We start from the raw sequence: 18,271 nt of genomic DNA on the forward strand, positions 1-18,271 counted from the left end.
TCGCGTACGACGACGGCGAAACCGGGTGCGCGGCCCTGGCCCGCCGCCTCCGATCCTCCCACGTCCGGCGCACGGACCTGGTCCATGGTCCAGGGAACGGACGCCCGCCCCGTCCCGGGCCCACGTCAGCGGTCCGGCAGTGCGGGCCATGTGCCCGGCCGGATCGCGTCAACGGTCGGCGAGTGCCTTCTCCCCCGCCCGCCGCATCACGTCCACCGGCGCCGACGGGCAGCCCGTCATCCGCTCCACCTGGAGCACCGCCTGGTGGACCAGGAGGTCGAGGCCGCTGACCACCGCGCCGCCGTAGGCCGACCAGCGGGCCGCGAGGTCGGTGGGCCAGGGGTCGTAGAGGACGTCGAAGAGGGTGGTGGGGCGTTCCGGTACGGCGGCGGAGAGGGTGTCCGTGGCGCCGGCGGGGGTGGTCGCGACGACCAGCGGGGCGCGCAGGCCCTCGGCCGCGTCGGCCCAGTCCGCGGTGCGTACGTCCACGTCCAGTCGTTCGCCCCATTCGCGCATCTCGGCGGCACGGGCCGCGCTGCGGACGTAGGCGACGACCTCGCCGGTGCAGACGCGGGCGAGGGCGGCGAGGGCGGAGGAGGCGGTGGCGCCGGCGCCGAGGATCGCGGCGGAGTCGACCTGTTCGATGCCGTGTTCGCGCAGGGCGGCGACCATGCCGGGGATGTCGGTGTTGTCGCCGGTGCGGCGGCCGTCCTCGGTGAGGACGACGGTGTTGACCGCGTCGACGGACGACGCCGTCTCGCTGATCTCGTCCAGCAGGGGTATGACCGCGCGCTTCAGAGGCATCGTCAGCGACAGGCCCGCCCACTCCGGGCCCAGGTCCGCGAAGAACCCGGGCAGGGCCGCCTCGTCCACGTCGAAGCGGTCGTACGACCAGCCGCCCAGTCCCAGCTCCTCGTAGGCCGCGCGGTGCAGCACCGGGGAGAGGGAGTGGGCGATCGGGGAACCGAGCACGGCGGCCCGGCGGGCGTCAGTTGCCCGAGTTGGCATTGAACTTGTCCTTGAGTGACTGGAATTCGGCGTACGTCTTGGCGAATTCGGTCTTGTTCTCGCCGTCGGTCGCCACGAAGTAGATCCAGCCGTCATGCGTCGGATTCAGCGCGGCGGCGAGTGCCTCGTCGCCCGGGTTGTCGATGGGGCCGGGCGGAAGGCCCTTCTGCGTATAGGTGTTGTACGGGTCCTTGTTGCTGTTGATCTCGGACTCGCTGATGTGGATGTTGCTCTCGCCCTTCAGGTAATTGAAGGTCGAGTCGAACTGCAGGTAGCGGTTTGTCTCGGTGTTCGTGGTCTTGAGTCGGTTGTAGACCACTTCGGCCATTTTACGGAAGTCGTCGTGCGTCTTCCCCTCGGCCTGGACGAGGCTCGCGACCGTGATGAGCTGGAGCGGGTTCTCCAGATTGAGCGCCTTGGCTTTCGCCTCAAGGTCGATCGCACCGTATTTGTCGGTGGCCTGGGAGACCATCTGCTTGAGGATCGTCTCGGGTTTCATGCCCTTTGCGGCGCCGTAGGTGCCGGGGTAGAGGAAGCCCTCCAGCGGGTCCTTGATCTCCTTGTTGCTGTTCGCCCAGCTGGGCAGCCCGAGCGATGCGTACTCCTTCTTCGCGACGGCCTTGGTGGTGCCGTCGGAAACCTGGAGTTTCTTGTCGATCGCCGCGTAGATCTTGGCGTTCCGCCAGCCCGTGGGGACGATCAGGTTGTCCTGACTCTTGGGGTCGAGCATCAGCTTGACGGCGCTCGCGGCGGACATTCCCTTCTTGAGCAGGAAGACGCCGGCCTGGATCTTCTTGCCGTCGGGGTTCTGGGACTGGGCGGCGACGAACGCGTCGACGCTCTTCACGACGCCCTGTTTCTTCAGCTCCTGGCCGATGGTGTAGCCGCCCGCCCCCTTGGGGATGGAGACACTCACCGAGCCGGTGCCGTCGCCCGTGTAGTCCGGCGCCGAGCCGAAACGGTTCTGGTAGAACTGCCAGCCGAAATAGCCGACTCCGGCCAGACCGCCGCCGAACACCATGACGACGACCAGGCAGGCGCAGCCGTTGCGGCGCTTCCGCTCCTTGCCGCCTTTGTCCTTGCCTTTGCTGCCCTGGCCGCCTTTGCCGCCCTTGCCCCGCCGGTCACCGCGACCGCGTCCGTCGTCCGGATCGTCGGTGTCGTCGTCATCGTCGTCGCCGCCCGCGAAGAACGCGTGTTCGCCCTGATCGGGTCCCGGGTCCCAGTCGGTCTTCTCCGGTTCCGGCTCGGTGCGCCGTCTGCCCGGCGGCTCCGGCGGGGGGAACGCGTCGGGCGTGCCGTAGAAATCGGGCTGCTGTTCGCCGTAGGCGGCGGCCTGCTGCGCGTACGGGTCGTTGGGGTCCGCGGCGTACGGAACCTGCGCGGGCGCGCCGGTGCCGTCCCAGCCGCCCTGCTGGTACTGCTGCTGCTGACCGGCGTACTGCTGATGGCTCTGATCGGCGTACTGCTGCTGGTCGGCCCACTGCTGCTGGCCGGGGTACTGCTGGGGGTGGCCCTGTTCGTCGTAGACCTGGTACTGCTGCTGCGCGTGACCGTAGTCGGCCTGCTGGCCGTGGCCCCAGTCGCCGTACTGCGGCTGCTGCGGCTGGTCCGGGTAGTGCTGCGGCTGGCCGCCGTAGGAGGACGGCTGGCCGACCTGGGCCTGCTGTCCTTCCCATCCGATGTCCCCGAACAACGGGTCCTCCGGATGCCACGGTTCGGAGCCTGGGCCCCGGCCATACTCAGTCATCGATCCCCTAGAGCCGCGAGGCGGCGGTCGCGGCGCTTGCGGCCCCGGCTCCCGTCCCGCCTCTTGCTGTGCCATGGCTGTTCGAACACCATCGCATCGCGCGGAACGTTACCGTATCGCGATCAGATGACCACTTCGACGCCCTCGCCGGGTGCTTTACCTGACACCCGTTCGGATTCCAAGGCCTGCTGCAGAATGATGACAGCTGCCGCCTGGTCGATGACCGATCGGCCCTTCTTGGACTTCACCCCTGAGGCGCGCAGTCCCTGACTGGCCGTCACCGTGGTCATCCGCTCGTCCAACAACCTGACCGGCACCGGCGCGATCCCCTTGGCCAGCTCCTGCGCGAAGGCCCTGACCTTGGCGGCGGCCGGACCCTCGCCCCCTTTCAGGGAGCGGGGGAGGCCGACGACGACTTCGATCGGTTCGTACTCCTCGGCGATTTGCTTCAGCCGGCGGTGCGCCGCCGGGATGTCGCGGCCGGGGACGGTCTCGACGGGAGTGGCGAGGATCCCGTCGGGGTCGCAGGAGGCGACCCCGATCCGGGCGTCCCCGACGTCGATCGCGAGTCGACGTCCTCTTCGCATGTTCGCGGCCGTTTCTTACTTGGCCGTGTCGGCGACGAGGCGCTCGACGGTGTCGACGGCCTCACCGACGGCGGCCGGGTTCTGGCCACCGCCCTGGGCCACGTCCGGCTTGCCACCACCGCCGCCGCCGAGGGTCTTGGCGGCGGCACGGACCAGGTCGCCGGCCTTGAGCCCGCGCTCGCGGGCGGCCTCGTTGGTGGCGATGACGGTGAGCGGCTTGCCATTGCCGATCGTGAACAGCGCGACCACGGCGGCCCGGCCGCCCTGGATCCGGCCGCGCACGTCCAGGACCAGCTTGCGCAGGTCGTCGGGGCTGGTGCCGTCCGGGACCTGACCGGTGACGACGGCGACGCCGTGCACGTCCTTGGCGGACTCGACGAGACCGGCCGCGGCCTGGAGCACCTTCTCGGCGCGGAACTTCTCGATCTCCTTCTCGGCGTCCTTCAGCTTGCCGAGCATCGCGGAGACCTTCTCCGGCAGCTCCTCCGGGCGCCCCTTGATCAACTCCTGGAGCTGGGCGACGACCGTGTGCTCCCGGGCGAGGAAGTTGTAGGCGTCGACTCCGACGAGCGCTTCGATACGGCGCACTCCGGACCCGATCGACGACTCGCCGAGCAGCTTGACCAGGCCGAGCTGGGAGGTGTTGTGGACGTGGGTGCCGCCGCACAGCTCCTTGGAGAAGTCGCCGATGGTGACGACCCGGACCCGCTCGCCGTACTTCTCGCCGAACTCGGCGATGGCGCCCTGCTTCTTGGCCTCGTCGAGGCTGAGGATCTCGGCGTGCACGTCCAGGTCGCGGGCGAGCACCTCGTTGATCTTCTGCTCGACGTCGGTCATCACGGCGGTGGGAACCGCCGAGGGCGATCCGAAGTCGAAGCGGAAACGGCCCGGCTGGTTCTCGGAACCGGCCTGCGCGGCCGTCGGGCCGAGGGCGTCACGCAGCGCCTGGTGGGTGAGGTGGGTGGCAGAGTGCGCGCGGGCGATGGCGGTACGGCGGCGGATGTCGATCGCGGCCTCGGCCTTGGCGCCGACGGTGACCTCGCCGAACTGGACGACGCCCTTGTGGACGTAGACCCCGGGGACCGGCTTCTGGCAGTCGCGGATCTCGATCACGGCACCGGAGTCGACCTTGATCCGGCCGGTGTCGCCGATCTGGCCGCCGCCCTCGGCGTAGAAGGGGGTGCGGTCGAGGACGATCTCGACCTCGTCGCCCTCGGTCGCGGCCGGGGAGGAGACGCCGTCGACGAGGATGCCGACGATGGTGGACTCGCCCTGGGTGTCCGAGTACCCGATGAAGTCGGTCTCGCCGGCCTTGTCGGCGATCTCGCGGTAGGCGCCCACGCCCGCGTGGCCGGTCTTCTTGGCCTGCGCGTCGGCCTTGGCCTGGTCGCGCTGCTGCTTCATCAGGCGGCGGAAGCCGTCCTCGTCCACGGACAGGCCCTGTTCGGCGGCCATTTCGAGGGTGAGGTCGATCGGGAAGCCCCAGGTGTCGTGGAGCAGGAACGCCTTGTCGCCGGCGAGGACCTTGCCGCCCGACTGCTTGGTGTCGGCGATGGCGGTGTCGAGGATGTTGGTGCCGGCCTTCAGCGTCTTGACGAAGGCGGCCTCCTCTGCGAGGGCGACGGTCTCGATGCGCCGGCGGTCGGTGACGAGCTCGGGGTACTGCTGGCCCATCATCGCGATGACCGTGTCGATGAGGTCCTGGACGACCAGGCCCGTGGCGCCGAGAAGGCGCATGTTGCGGATGGCGCGGCGCATGATGCGGCGCAGGACGTAACCGCGGCCCTCGTTGCCGGGGGTGACGCCGTCGCCGATGAGCATCACGGACGTGCGCATGTGGTCGGTGACCACGCGCAGGGAGACGTCCGACTCGTGCGAGTCGCCGTACTCGACACCGGTCAGCTCGGTGGCCTTCTTGATGACGGCCATGGAGGTGTCGATCTCGTACATGTTCTGCACACCTTGCAGGATCATCGCGAGGCGCTCGAGGCCGAGGCCCGTGTCGATGTTCTTGCTGGGCAGCTCGCCGAGGATCTCGAAGTCCTCCTTGCCGATGCCCTCGCCCCGCTCGTACTGCATGAAGACGAGGTTCCAGATCTCCACGTACCGCTCGTCGTTGACGGCGGGGCCGCCCTCGACGCCGAACTCGGGGCCGCGGTCGTAGTTGATCTCGGAGCACGGGCCGCAGGGGCCGGGGACGCCCATCGACCAGTAGTTGTCCTTCTTGCCGAGGCGCTGGATGCGCTCGGAGGGGACGCCGATCTTGTCGCGCCAGATGGTCTCGGCCTCGTCGTCGTCGAGGTAGACCGTGATCCACAGGCGCTCGGGGTCGAGGCCGTAACCACCCTTGTCCTGGGGCGAGGTCAGCAGCTCCCAGGCGTAGGTGATCGCGCCTTCCTTGAAGTAGTCGCCGAAGGAGAAGTTGCCGCACATCTGGAAGAACGTGCCGTGGCGGGTGGTCTTGCCGACTTCTTCGATGTCCGGCGTGCGCACGCACTTCTGCACGCTGGTGGCGCGCGGCCACGGCGGCTTGACCTCGCCGAGGAAGTACGGCTTGAAGGGAACCATGCCGGCGGGGACCAGGAGCAGAGTCGGGTCGTCCGCGATGAGCGACGCCGAGGGAACGACGGTGTGGCCGCGCTCCTCGTAGAAGCTCAGCCAGCGGCGGCGGATTTCAGCCGACTCCATCAGTGGTCCTCATTCCGGTTGTACGAGTACGTCGTCCTGTCGACGGACTTCGGGTCAGTGCGGTTCTCGATCGCGGGATACCGCCGGGCGGCGGGGAGTTCGGGGTCGACCGGGGCGTTGATCCCCAGCGCGTCGCCGAGTTCGGCCTCGCGCTGGACCATGCCCGCACGGACGTCGAGCGCGAAGTGCACCGCGCTGTCCTTGAGCTTGTGGCCCGCTTCGAGCGCCTTGTTGGCCGCGGAGACGGCGAGGTGCTCGGGGGTCAGCTGCTTCAGCTTGCGATTGACCTTGGTGGTCGCCCAGACACCGGCGGCTACGCCCGTGCCGAACCAGAACGTACGGCGGAACATCGCTCGGTCAGTCCTTCTTCCGGGTGCGCTTGCCGCGTCGTCCGGCCGGGACGGTACGGCCCACGATCACCGTGCGCCGGGAGGTGCCGGCGGGTGCGGGGACGTCCTCGCGACGGCCGCCGAGGGCCCGGCGGACGCCGTAGCCGAAGGCCGCGACCTTGACGAGCGGGCCGCCGAAGGTGGAGGCGACGGTGGTGGACAGTGCGGAGGCGTTCGACGTGACTTCCTGGACGTCGGTGGCGATCGCGTCGACCCGGTCGATCTGGGTCTGCGCGGAGCGCACCGCCGCGGAGGCGTCCGCCAGCAGCGGCACCGCCTGATCGGTCACGTCCGCGACCAGCTTGGTGGTCGCCTTGAGCGTCTGGGCCACCCTCACCAGTGCGACGGCGAGGAAGGAGACCAGGATCGCCCAGAAGACGGCCACCAGGATCCCGGCCACCTCTCCACCGGACACCTGACACCCGCTCTCGTAAACACCTGTTGATGACTCGTCCCGAGCCTATCGCGCCGTGCGCGACACCCCGTGAACACCTGTGGATAACCGCTGCCGAGCCTATCGCGCCGGGGGCGGCGGTCCGTACCGCATTACCGCTCCGCGCACACCGGAGTCGGGCGAAGCGATTGTACGGACTGAACACGGTTCAGTACGCTCCGTGTTCCATGCGACCTTCCCAGGGCGACGACGCCACCGCGGACGGCAATCTGCCTCTCGAACCCGACCGGTTCGTGGGCCGGTCCGCCGAACTCGCCGACCTGGCACGGGCACTCGACGCCTCGCGCCTGGTCACGGTGACCGGACCCGGCGGGGTCGGCAAGTCGCGGCTCGCGGCCCGTGCGGCGCCCCGGTCCGCTCCCCCGGACGGCGTCTGGCGGGTGGAGCTGGCACCGGTGCGCGACCCGGAACTCGTGGACTTCGCGGTCGTGGAGGCACTCGGGCTGACGGACCACACCGCGCGGCTGCCGCGTGAGGCGCTCTTCGCGCATCTGGCGGAGCGCCGACTCCTCCTGGTGCTCGACGGGTTCGAGCATCTGGTGGACGTGTGCGCGGAGCTGGTGGCCGAACTGCTCGGGCGGGTGCCGGGGCTGCGGGTGCTCGCGGTGGGGCGGCGGCCGCTGGAGCTGGCCGGTGAACGGATCGTCGCGGTGGCCCCGCTCGGCGAGGACGAGGCGCTGGAGCTGTTCGCCGACCGGGCCGCGCAGCAGGGCGTCACCCTGGCCGACGAGCCGGGCGTACGGGAGCTGTGCCGACGGCTGGACGGGATTCCCCTCGCGGTCGAGCTGGCGGCGGGACGGCTGCGGGCGCTGACGCCCGGGGAGCTGCTCGCGCGGTTCGACGACCGGTTCCGGCTGCTGGCCGGCGGACGGCGGGACGCGCTGCCCCGGCACCAGACACTGCGCACGGCGATCGGCTGGAGCCACGAGCTGTGCACGCCCGAGGAACGGCTGCTGTGGGCACGCCTCTCGGTGTTCGCCGGACGCTTCGACCTGGAGGCCGCCGAGTACGTGTGCGGCGGCGACGGCCTGACCTCGGAGGGCGTCCTCGACGTGCTCTCCGAACTCCTCGCCCAGTCCCTGGTGGTCCGCGACGAGACACCGGCGGGCGTCCGCTACCGCATGCTCGACACGATCCGGGCCTACGGCGCCGACTGGCTGGAGGCGACCGGGGACGCGCCCCGGCTGCGGCGCAGACACCGGGACTGGTATCTCGGCCTGGCCACCTGGTGCGAGCTGGACTGGTTCTCACCGCGCCAGGGCGAGGTCGCCGCGCGCGTGGAGGCGGAGCTGCCGAATCTGCGCGGCGCCCTGGAGTACTGCCTGACCGAGCCGGACGAGACGCATCTGGGCCAGTACCTCGCGGGCTCCCTCTGGTTCTACTGGGCGGGCTGCGGTCGCCTCGCGGAGGGCCGGCACTGGCTGGAGCAGGCCGTGCAGCTGGACGCGGAGGACACGGCCAACGACCAGTCACGGCTGAAGGCCCTGTGGGTGCTCGGCTATGTGGCGATCCTCCAGGGGGACACCGTGCCCGCGCTGGCCGCGCTCCAGGAGTGCCGCGAGGAGGCGGACCAGGCCGCCAACCCCACGGCGGTGGCCTACGCCGAGCACCGCACCGGCTGTCTGGCCCTGGTCACCGACGACATGGCGCGCGCGGAGACCCTGCTGCGCTCGGCCCTGGACCGCTATCAGCAGATCGGCGAGCTGAACAGCAACGTGCTGATGGGCCAGGTCGAGCTGGCGATGACCCGCGCGTTCCAGGGCGACCTGGCCGACGCGGTGAAGCTGTGCGAGGACGTCCGGCGGGTCTGCGAGGACCACGGCGAGCGCTGGACCCGCGCCTACGCGCTGTACGTCCTGGCCTACGTCGCCTGGAGCGACGGCGAACTCGTCCTCGCCCGCGACCTGTTGGCGGACTGCCTGGGCAGCACCCACGGCTTCCGTGATCTGCTGGGGTCGGTGCTCGCGGTCGAACTGCTGGCCCTCGTCACCGCGGCGGAGGGCGACGCGGCCGAGGCCGCACTGCTCCAGGGAGCCGCCGCCGGGATGTGGCCCTCGGTGGGGCTGCCGCTGTTCGGCTCGGCGTACTACAACGCGCCGCACGAACTGTGCGAGGCGATGGCCCGCGAACGCCTCGGGGACACGCGCTACGACGAGTGCGTACAGGAGGGTGCCCGGCTCGGCCGGGAGGCGGCCGTGGCCCGGGCGCTCGGGCAGGAGCGGCCGCCCGGTGCTCCGCGGGCGCCGCGCGTTCCGCTGCGGCGGACGGCCGCGATCGTGGACATGCGAAAGCCCGCCGCCTCCCCCACCTGGAAGGGCGGGGAGGCGACGGGCTGACGCGGAGCCGGTGCTACGTCCGTGAGGTGATCAGCGGGCGTAGTACTCGACGACGAGCTGCTCGTCGCAGATGACCGGGATCTCCTTGCGGTTCGGCTCGCGGTCCAGGCGGAACGCCAGGGCGCCGAGGTTCACCTGGAGGTAGCGCGGGGTCTCGCCGTCGGGGGCGAAGCCACCGGCGCGGGAGACCTCGAACAGGGTCTTGCTGCGGCTGCGCTCGCGGACCATGACGACGTCGTCCGGCTTGACGCGGAAGGACGGCTTGTCGACCTTCTGGCCGTTGACCTCGATGTGGCCGTGGACGACCATCTGGCGGGCCTGGTAGATCGTGCGGGCGATGCCCGAACGAAGGACCAGCGCGTCGAGACGACGCTCCAGCTCGATGATCAGGGCCTCACCGGTCTTGCCCTGGACCTTGGAGGCACGCTCGTAGGCGCGGACGAGCTGGCGCTCGGACACGTCGTACTGCGCGCGCAGACGCTGCTTCTCCAGCAGACGGACCTTGTAGTCCGAGTTCTGCTTGCGGCCACGACCGTGCTCACCCGGCGGGTAGGGACGGGCCTCGAAGTACTTGACGGCCTTCGGGGTCAGCGCGATGCCGAGGGCACGCGACTTCTTGACCTTGGGGCGGGACTGGTTCGCCACGATGTCTCTTTCCTGGTTATCGGCTTGTCAGGGTGGTGAGAGAGGTCGCATCCGCAGCCGGGGAAACCCGCCGGGTCCCTTACGGGATCTGGTGGGCAGCCGCTCCCCTGAACTGGGCACTACGTGCAGCACGCGAGTGGCCCACCGACCGGTCCCGTCCTGAGACGAGTGGTGGTGGGCTGCCCGCGACACCATTCGAACGGTGCGCGACGCTCCTGGAGTCGGTCCGAGGACGGGGTCCTCCGACATGCTCCGGCTGACCGTCCCGTTCTGACTGCACGGGACACAGCGCTTCGAGGGATTCTACAGGCTGCTCAGGACCGCTTGCGACCAAGGTGCTGTCTGGTCCACTCCACGGCGTCCGCGTACCGCGCCTCCGCCCCGTGACGGGTGGGTGCGTAGTACTCGCGGTCCTTCAGCTCCTCCGGGGCGTACTGCTGCTCGGCGATGCCCTCCGGCAGGTCGTGCGGGTACACGTACCCCTGCGCGTGCCCGAGCTTGGCCGCGCCCTTGTAGTGCCCGTCCCGCAGATGCATCGGCACCGGGCCCGCGTGCCCCTTGCGTACGTCCTCCATGGCGGCGCCGATCGCGGTCGTCGCCGCGTTCGACTTGGGTGCCAGGGCGAGGGCGATGGTGGCGTGGCTGAGGGTGAGGGCGGCCTCCGGGAAGCCGATCATCGCCACGGCCTGGGCGGCGGCGACGGCGATCGGCAGTGCGTTCGGGTCGGCCAGGCCGATGTCCTCGCTCGCCGAGATCATCAGGCGGCGGGCGATGAAGCGGGGGTCCTCGCCCGCCTCGATCATGCGGGCCAGGTAGTGCAGGGCCGCGTCGACGTCGGAGCCGCGGACGGACTTGATGAGGGCGCTGGCCACGTCGTAGTGCTGGTCGCCGTCACGGTCGTACTTCACCGCCGCGCGGTCGACGGTCTCCTCCAGGGTCTGGAGGGTGATGTCCGGCTCGCCCTTGTCGAGGGCGGCTCCGGCGGCGGCCTCCAGGGCGGTCAGCGCGCGGCGGGCGTCGCCGCCGGCGATGCGCAGCAGGTGGTTCTCGCTGTCCTCGGGGAGGGTGACCGCACTCTTCAGGCCGCGGTCCTCGCTCAGGGCGCGGCGGAGCAGGGCGCGCAGGTCGTCGTCCGTGAGGGGTTCGAGGGTGAGGAGGAGTGAGCGGGACAGGAGCGGGGAGATCACCGAGAAGTACGGGTTCTCCGTGGTGGCCGCGATCAGGGTCACCCAGCGGTTCTCGACGGCCGGGAGGAGGGAGTCCTGCTGGGCCTTGCTGAAGCGGTGGATCTCGTCGAGGAAGAGGACGGTCTCCTTGCCGAAGCCTCCGGTGGCGCGGCGGGCGCCGTCGATGACCGCGCGGACCTCCTTGACGCCCGCGGTGATCGCGGACAGCTCCACGAACCGCTTGTTGGTCGCCTTGGAGACGACATACGCGAGGGTCGTCTTGCCGGTGCCCGGCGGGCCCCAGAGGATCACCGAGGAGGGTCCGGCGGGGCCGCCCGCGCCCTCGCCGACCAGCCTGCGCAGGGGCGAGCCCGGCTTCAGCAGGTGTTGCTGGCCCACCACCTCGTCGAGGGTGCGCGGGCGCATCCGCACCGCCAGGGGACTGCTGGACGGGTCCTTCTCCTGGCGTTCTTCCGCGGCGGCGGTGAAAAGGTCGGGCTCCACGTCCAAAACCCTATGTCACGCCACTGACAATCCCGTCGGGGCCGGGGTCAGGCCCAGAGCTGGGTGCCCCAGCGGGTCAGGATCAGCATGGCGATGATGCCGACGTGGGTGACCGGGAGGACCCAGGTGAACTCGCCCAGGAAGTTCTTGACCGGGCGCGGGGCCTTCAGGAAGTCGTTGCGGATGTTGAACGACGTGACGTACCAGAACATCGTGATCGTGGCGACCCAGGCCAGCGAGCACCACAGGCACAGGGCGTTGATCCGGTACAGCGACTGGAACTGGAGCCAGGTGACGAAGCCGACCCCGAAGAGCGTGCCGAAGTTGAAGGTCAGCCAGTACCAGCGCGGGAACCTCACCCGGGTCAGCAGGCTCATGCCGACGCAGATGACGATGCCGTAGCAGACCAGGCCGAGCATCGGGTTGGGGAAGCCGAAGGCCGCGGCCTGCTTGCTCTCCATGACGCTGCCGCAGGACACGATCGGGTTGATGCTGCAGCTCGGGGTGAAGGTCTTGCCGTCGACCTTGCCCTGGAGGATCTTGAACTTGTCGATCGTGATGACCCAGGCGGCGAGCAGACCGGCCGCTCCGGTGATCACCATCAGCACGGCGAAGGCGCGGCTGCTGCCCACCGCGCGCGGCTCGCCGGCCGTGTGCTCCGGCTCGGAGTCGGTGGAGACGTCCTTCACTGTCGTCTTGCTCATCACGCCGATCCGTCACTTGAGAGTTGGACCTTCTTCGGGCACGGCCATTGTGCCGCACGCACACGCGTGTCCACCGTTCGGTGGACATAAGGAAGTCCGCACGGTCGTCCCTGAACGCTCGATTCCGGACGATGCTCCTGGCATGACAAAACAGGCGAACGAACTCGCAGTGGATGTGCGGGGGCTGCGCAAGCAGTACGGGGACGTGACCGCCGTCGACGGAATCGACCTGGAGATCCGCACGGGAGAGGTGTTCGGCCTGCTCGGACCCAATGGGGCGGGCAAGAGCACCACGGTCGAGATCCTCCAGGGCAACCGCGGCCGGGACGCCGGCGAGGTCTCGGTGCTCGGTTCCGACCCGGCGACCGGCACCCGCGCGTGGCGTTCGAGGGTCGGAATCGTCTGGCAGGACGAATCCGCACCCGCCGAGTTGACGGTCGGCGAGACCGTGCGGCATTTCGCCCGCTACTACCCGCGGCCCCGCGACCCGGAGGAGGTCATCGGACTGGTCGGCCTCGACGCCAAGAAGGACAGCCGTATCAAGGCGCTGTCGGGCGGTCAGCGCAGGCGTCTCGACGTGGCCCTCGGGGTGATAGGCGGCCCCGATCTCCTCCTCCTGGACGAGCCGACGACCGGATTCGACCCGGCGGCCCGGCGCCAGTTCTGGGACCTGATCCGCAAGCTCGCCGACGAGGGCACCACCATCCTCCTCACCACGCACTACCTGGAGGAGGCCGAGAACCTCGCCGACCGCCTCGCGATCGTCGCCCAGGGCCGTGTGGTCGCCGAGGGGGAACCGGCCGCCCTGCGCGAGCGCCACGGCACCGGGGCGACCGTCGAGTGGACCGAGCCGGACGGCACCCCGCGCGCGGAGCACACGGAGACTCCCACCAAGGTCGTAGCCGAACTCATGCGCCGTTTCGACGGCGAGATCCCCGGCCTGCTGGTGAGCCGCCCCACCCTGGAGGACGTCTACCTCCGGCTGACCGGACAGGAGGACGCGCGATGACCACGACCACGCCCACGACCGCCGCAGCGGCCGGACCGAAGACCTCCCGGCAGCGGCTGCCCAACGCCTGGGGACTGGGCCTGCGCCGCGGGGGCCTCGAAATCAAGCAGTTCTTCCGCCAGCGCGACCAGGTGGTGTTCACCTTCGCCTTCCCGGTCGTCTTCCTGTTCCTGTTCGCGTCGATCTTCAGCGACGACGTCAAGGGCGCGGGGGTGAACGCCTCCCAGCTCTACGTCCCGGCGATGATGGCCGCCGGCATCATGTCGACGAGTTTCCAGTCCCTCGGCATCTCCATCGCGATCGAACGCGACGAGAAGGTGCTGCGCCGGCTGCGCGGCACCCCGATGCCGCCGGCCGCGTACTTCCTCGGCAAGATCTGGCTGGTTCTGGTCACGGGCCTGATGGAGACCGCGATCCTCCTGGTCGTCGGCACCACGCTCTACGACGTCGACCTGCCGTCGTCCGCGACGAAGTGGCTGGACTTCGGCTGGATCTTCGTCCTCGGTCTGACGGCGTGCGCCCTGCTCGGCATCGCGATCAGCTCGGTCCCGAAGTCCGGCAAGAGCGCGACCTCCGTGGTCGTCCTGCCCTTCCTGGTCCTGCAGTTCATCTCCGGGGTGTACATCTCCATCGACACCATCCCGGACTGGATGCTCAACATCGGCGCCCTGTTCCCGCTGAAGTGGATGTGCCAGGGGCTGCGCGGGGTGTTCCTGCCCTCGTCGGCCCAGGTGCTGGAGCAGGCCGGGAGCTGGGAGTTCGGGAAGACCGCGCTGGTGCTCGGGGCGTGGTGCGTCGGAGGATTGCTGCTGTGCCTGCTGACCTTCCGGTGGAAGAACCGGCGCGACGGATGACGGCTCCGCACGGGCCGTCGGGTTCGTACACCTGGGACCGCTCCTTCCGGCTCTGGGACACGTACTTCGCCCTGATCTGGCTGGCCACCCTGGTGTTCGTGCTCGGCACGAGCCGACCGGGGTGGCCGGTGCGCGTCACGGCGGCGGCCCTCCTCGTCCCGCTGATCCCGCTCTACGTCGTGATCGGGCGCCCGGTCCTCCAGGGCGACCCGCCGGACGAGCGCCGCGCGGTCGGCTACCTCGTCGCGGAGATGGCCCTGTTCCTGCCCTCGGCGGTCCTGGTCGGCGAGACCAGGCTGCTGGCCTTCGCGCTCGTCCCGCCCTGCTTCATGGTGCTGCGGCTGCGCTGGGCGCTGATCGCGGTGACCGTCATCAACATCGTGCCCGTGATCGGCTGGACCCTGCTGTGGTGGCCCGGCGCGCAGGACGTGTTCTTCAACTCGGTCTTCGCGGTGGTCACCCTGGTCTTCTCGGTGGCCCTGGGCACCTGGATCATCCGTGTCATCGAACAGAGCCAGGAGCGCGCCGAGTTGATAGCCGAACTGGACGCCAGCCGCCACGAGGTCTCCCGGCTCTCCTCGGCCCACGGCGCGCTCGCCGAGCGGGAGCGCATGGCCCGCGAGATCCACGACACCCTCGCCCAGGGCTTCACCAGCCTGCTGATGCTGGTGCAGGCCGTGGAGGCGGAGCTGGACGACGATCTCCCGCAGGCCCGCCGTCACCTGGCCCTGATGGACGAGACCGCCCGCCAGAACCTCGCCGAGGCCCGCGCCCTGGTCACCGGCGGCACTCCGGCCGACCTCGCGGACGCCTCCCTCCCGGACGCCCTGCGCCGGCTCGCCGCCCGCCACGACGCGACCCTCGACGTCACCGGCCCGGTACGCGCGCTGCCCGCGGGCCCCGAGGTGGTGGCCCTGCGCTCCTGTCAGGAGGCTCTCGCCAACGCCCGCAAGCACGCGGGGAGTTCGGTGGCGGTGCGGCTCTCGCTGGCGTACGCCGACGACCGGCTCACCGTGTCCGTACGGGACGACGGGTGCGGGTTCGATCCGGGTGCGGTGTCCGGCGGCTACGGCTTGGCGGGGCTGCGGACCCGGGCGGCCGAGGTGGGCGGGACGGCGGTGGTGCGGAGCGCGGCGGGCGACGGCACGACGGTGACGGTCAGCCTGCCGGTGTCGCCGACATCGCCCGTACCACTCGCAACACCCGCGTCGCCCGTACCGCCTGCATCACCTGCATCACCTGCATCACCTGCATCACCTGCATCACCTGCATCACCTACGAGGAGTCCCCGATGATCCGGATCATCCTGGCCGACGACCATCCCGTCGTACGGGAGGGGCTGCGGGCCATGCTCAGTGCCGAGCCGGATCTCGATGTCGTCGCCGACGCGTCCAGTGGGCCCCAGGCCGAGGCGCTGGCCGCCGAACTCCGGCCCGACATCGTGCTGATGGACCTGCGGATGCCGGACGGTGGGGGTGTCGACTCCATCGTGCGGATGAGTGCGGCCGGGCTGTCGTGCCGGGTGATCGTCCTCACGACGTACGAGACCGACCGGGACATCCTGCGGGCCGTGGAGGCCGGGGCGGCGGGTTACCTGCTGAAGGATCTGCCCCGGAGTGAACTCGCCGACGCGGTACGGGCCGCCGCGCGTGGCGAGACCGTGCTGGCGCCCTCCGTGGCGGCGCGGCTGGTCGACCAGTTGCGGACCAGACCGGAGCGGCCTCGGCTGTCCGTGCGGGAGGTCGCGGTGGTGCGGCTGGTGGCGGAAGGATGCACCAACGCGGAGATCGGGCGGCGGTTGTACATCGGGGAGTCCACCGTGAAGACCCATCTGTTGCGGGTCTTCGGGAAGTTGGGGGTGGACGACCGGACGGCGGCGGTGACGAGCGCGATGCGGTACGGGTTGCTGGACTGAGGATTCCCGCCCCGCCGCCCCTACCCGTCCCGTCCCTGAGGGCTGCCGCCCCCAGACCCCCGCTTCGGCCTGAACGGCCTCGTCCTCACACGCCGGACGGGCTGAAAGCCGCTGATTCTCAGCCTCTCCGGCGTTTGAGGAGCGGGGTCTGGGGCGGAGCCCCAGAAGGACGGGACGGGTAGGGGCGGCGGGGGCGAAAAAAGCCCGTCCTCAGCCGAGCTTCGACTCCAGTTCCGCCACGATCTCGTTCACCCCGACCGCCCTCTGCTCGCCGGACTCCATGTCCTTGAGCTGGACGACACCCTCGGCGAGGTCGCGCTCGCCGGCGACGACGGTGTAGCGCGCACCGCTGCGGTTCGCGCTCTTCATCGCGCCCTTGAGCCCCTTGGAGCCGTAGGAGAAGTCCGCCGCGATACCGAGCTTGCGGAGTTCGGTGACCTTGGCGAAGAGGACCCGGCGGGCCTCCTCGCCGAGAGGGACGGCGAACACACTGGTGGACGCGGGGAGTTGGAGCTCGACACCCTCCGCCTCCAGGGCGAGGACCGTACGGTCGACGCCCAGCGCCCAGCCCACGGAGGGCAACGCGGGCCCGCCGATCATCTCGGAGAGGCCGTCGTAGCGCCCGCCGCCGCCCACCGCGGACTGGGACCCCAGCCCATCGTGGACGAACTCGAAGGTCGTACGGGTGTAGTAGTCCAGGCCTCGGACCAGCTTCGGGTCGTCCTCGAAGGAGACGCCCGCGGCCGTGATGAGCTCGCGGACCTCCTCGTGGTACGCCTTGCACGCGTCGCACAGGTAGTCGCGGAGCAGCGGCGCGTCCGCCAGCTGCTTCTGGACGTCGGGGCGTTTGTCGTCGAGGACACGGAGCGGGTTGATGTCCGCGCGGCGCAGGGTCTCCTCGTCGAGGTCGAGGCCCCGGAGGAAGGTCTGCAGCGCCTCCCGGTAGACCGGACGGCACTCCTTGTCGCCCAGGCTGTTGAGGAGGATGCGGAAGTCCCGCAGCCCCAGGGAGCGGTACGCCTGGTCCGCGAGGATGATGAGTTCGGCGTCGAGCGCCGGGTCCTCCGCACCGATCGCCTCGGCGCCGACCTGGGAGAAGTGGCGGTAACGGCCCTTCTGGGGGCGCTCGTAGCGGTAGTACGAGCCGGAGTACCAGAGCTTGACCGGGAGGTTGCCCAGCTTGTGCAGGTTGGCCTCGAGCGCCGCGCGCAGGACGGAGGCCGTGCCCTCGGGGCGCAGGGCGAGCCGGTCGCCGCCCTTGGTCTCGAAGGCGTACATCTCCTTGGTCACGATGTCGGTGGACTCGCCGACCCCGCGCGCGAACAGCTCGACGTTCTCGAAGCCGGGCGTCTCGATGTAGCCGTAGCCGGAGTTGCGCAGCGGAGTGGCGATGGCCTCGCGCACGGCGAGGTACTTGGCCGACTCCGGCGGAATCAGGTCGTAGGTGCCCTTGGGGGCCTGAAAGGTGCTCACGGAAATCTCGTCACATTCCTCGTCGGGGAGCGTCCTGGGCTCCCTGGCCGCCGGAGGCCACCTCCCGCAGATACGGGTTGGTGGCGCGCTCCTGGCCGATGGTCGTCTGGGGGCCGTGGCCGGACAGCACCACGGTCGAGTCGTCGAGCGGCAGGCACACGCGGGCCAGCGAGTCGAGGATCTCGGCGTGGGAGCCGCCGGGCAGGTCGGTGCGTCCGATGGAGCCGGCGAAGAGCAGATCCCCGGAGAAGAACACGGAGGGGATCTCCGTGGTCTCGGGCATCCGGAAGGTCACCGACCCCTTCGTATGGCCCGGCGCGTGCGCGACCGAGAACTCCAGTCCCGCAAGGTCCAGCCGCGCTCCCTCGGCCAGCTCCCTGACGTCGTCCGGCTCCCCCACGGTCAGCTCGCCCATCAGCGGCATCCCGATCGAGCGGCCGAGCGCCTTCTCGGGGTCGCTCATCATGAACCGGTCCTCGGGGTGGATCCAGGCGGGCACGTCGTGTGCGCCGCACACCGGGACGACCGAGGCCACATGGTCGATGTGGCCATGGGTGAGGACGACCGCGACGGGCTTGAGCCGATGCTTCCTGAGCGCTTCCTCGACTCCCTGGGCGGCCTGATGGCCCGGGTCGATGATCACGCACTCCTCACCGGCGGCGGGGGCGACGAGATAACAGTTCGTCCCCCAGGCCCCGGCGGGGAACCCGGCAATGAGCACGATCGTCCTTCGTTGTGTCGATACGGGAGGGGATAAGGATCCCTGCGTCAGTGGTCAGAGCCTACCGG

General features: G+C 70.0%; 16 protein-coding genes. 5 read left to right on the forward strand and 11 right to left on the reverse strand.

What is annotated here, in order from left to right; all coding sequences use genetic code 11:
- Window positions 1-168: 168 nt before the first annotated feature.
- The 6 genes from ACIPTO_RS26680 to ACIPTO_RS26705 form a co-directional block, all read right to left on the reverse strand.
- A complete protein-coding gene (locus ACIPTO_RS26680) occupies window positions 169-1,008 on the reverse strand; it encodes a shikimate dehydrogenase (protein WP_401196224.1) in 840 nt (279 codons plus the stop codon).
- A complete protein-coding gene (mltG, locus tag ACIPTO_RS26685) occupies window positions 989-2,758 on the reverse strand; it encodes an endolytic transglycosylase MltG (protein WP_401196227.1) in 1,770 nt (589 codons plus the stop codon). Before mltG ends, ACIPTO_RS26680 begins: the two co-directional genes overlap by 20 nt.
- Before the next feature lie 122 nt (window positions 2,759-2,880).
- Window positions 2,881-3,345: a Holliday junction resolvase RuvX gene (gene ruvX, locus ACIPTO_RS26690; RefSeq protein WP_366323144.1), complete on the reverse strand. Its 465-nt coding sequence runs from the start codon at window positions 3,343-3,345 to the stop codon at window positions 2,881-2,883.
- A 15-nt stretch (window positions 3,346-3,360) separates the two neighbouring features.
- On the reverse strand, window positions 3,361-6,033 hold the full coding sequence (alaS, locus tag ACIPTO_RS26695) for an alanine--tRNA ligase (RefSeq protein WP_401196229.1): 2,673 nt from the start codon (window positions 6,031-6,033) through the stop codon (window positions 3,361-3,363).
- Window positions 6,033-6,383 carry a hypothetical protein gene (locus tag ACIPTO_RS26700; RefSeq protein WP_401196232.1) on the reverse strand — a complete coding sequence of 117 codons (351 nt, stop codon included), beginning with the start codon at window positions 6,381-6,383 and terminating at the stop codon, window positions 6,033-6,035. Before ACIPTO_RS26700 ends, alaS begins: the two co-directional genes overlap by 1 nt.
- A gap of 7 nt (window positions 6,384-6,390) precedes the next feature.
- A complete protein-coding gene (locus ACIPTO_RS26705; protein ID WP_266766959.1) occupies window positions 6,391-6,837 on the reverse strand; it encodes a DUF948 domain-containing protein in 447 nt (148 codons plus the stop codon).
- 206 nt (window positions 6,838-7,043) lie between these two features.
- On the opposite strand from ACIPTO_RS26705, the gene ACIPTO_RS26710 reads away from it, so the two are divergent.
- Complete coding sequence (locus ACIPTO_RS26710; RefSeq protein WP_401196234.1) at window positions 7,044-9,212, forward strand: ATP-binding protein; 2,169 nt, start codon at window positions 7,044-7,046, stop codon at window positions 9,210-9,212.
- Between the two features lie 30 nt (window positions 9,213-9,242).
- Here the strand turns inward: ACIPTO_RS26710 and rpsD are convergent, their stop codons facing one another.
- From rpsD to ACIPTO_RS26725, 3 genes are all read right to left on the reverse strand, one after another.
- Window positions 9,243-9,857, reverse strand: coding sequence for a 30S ribosomal protein S4 (gene rpsD / locus ACIPTO_RS26715; protein ID WP_019066381.1), 615 nt, complete (start codon window positions 9,855-9,857; stop codon window positions 9,243-9,245).
- A 314-nt stretch (window positions 9,858-10,171) separates the two neighbouring features.
- Window positions 10,172-11,527: a replication-associated recombination protein A gene (locus ACIPTO_RS26720; RefSeq protein ID WP_401196236.1), complete on the reverse strand. Its 1,356-nt coding sequence runs from the start codon at window positions 11,525-11,527 to the stop codon at window positions 10,172-10,174.
- Window positions 11,528-11,574: 47 nt separating this feature from the next.
- On the reverse strand, window positions 11,575-12,231 hold the full coding sequence (locus tag ACIPTO_RS26725) for a vitamin K epoxide reductase family protein (RefSeq protein WP_366323135.1): 657 nt from the start codon (window positions 12,229-12,231) through the stop codon (window positions 11,575-11,577).
- Between the two features lie 142 nt (window positions 12,232-12,373).
- Here ACIPTO_RS26725 and ACIPTO_RS26730 point away from each other — a divergent pair, with 142 nt between their 5' ends.
- Genes ACIPTO_RS26730 through ACIPTO_RS26745 form a run of 4 tightly spaced genes read left to right on the forward strand, consistent with a single transcriptional unit; the run spans window position 12,374 to window position 16,009 of the window.
- Window positions 12,374-13,240, forward strand: a complete 867-nt coding sequence (locus ACIPTO_RS26730; protein WP_366323134.1) for an ABC transporter ATP-binding protein — start codon at window positions 12,374-12,376, stop codon at window positions 13,238-13,240.
- Entirely contained in the window at window positions 13,237-14,094 is an 858-nt protein-coding gene (locus tag ACIPTO_RS26735; RefSeq protein ID WP_401196240.1) for an ABC transporter permease, read from the forward strand. Before ACIPTO_RS26730 ends, ACIPTO_RS26735 begins: the two co-directional genes overlap by 4 nt.
- Window positions 14,091-15,389, forward strand: a complete 1,299-nt coding sequence (locus tag ACIPTO_RS26740; RefSeq protein WP_401196243.1) for a sensor histidine kinase — start codon at window positions 14,091-14,093, stop codon at window positions 15,387-15,389. Before ACIPTO_RS26735 ends, ACIPTO_RS26740 begins: the two co-directional genes overlap by 4 nt.
- Window positions 15,386-16,009, forward strand: coding sequence for a response regulator transcription factor (locus ACIPTO_RS26745; protein ID WP_366323128.1), 624 nt, complete (start codon window positions 15,386-15,388; stop codon window positions 16,007-16,009). Before ACIPTO_RS26740 ends, ACIPTO_RS26745 begins: the two co-directional genes overlap by 4 nt.
- Before the next feature lie 210 nt (window positions 16,010-16,219).
- Here ACIPTO_RS26745 and hisS read toward each other — a convergent pair whose 3' ends face one another.
- Window positions 16,220-17,482, reverse strand: a complete 1,263-nt coding sequence (gene hisS / locus ACIPTO_RS26750; RefSeq protein ID WP_366323126.1) for a histidine--tRNA ligase — start codon at window positions 17,480-17,482, stop codon at window positions 16,220-16,222.
- A 10-nt stretch (window positions 17,483-17,492) separates the two neighbouring features.
- A complete protein-coding gene (locus ACIPTO_RS26755; protein ID WP_401196246.1) occupies window positions 17,493-18,203 on the reverse strand; it encodes an MBL fold metallo-hydrolase in 711 nt (236 codons plus the stop codon).
- Window positions 18,204-18,271 lie beyond the last annotated feature (68 nt).

The sequence above is a fragment of the Streptomyces sp. NPDC090083 genome (assembly GCF_044747445.1).
Taxonomy (GTDB): domain Bacteria; phylum Actinomycetota; class Actinomycetes; order Streptomycetales; family Streptomycetaceae; genus Streptomyces.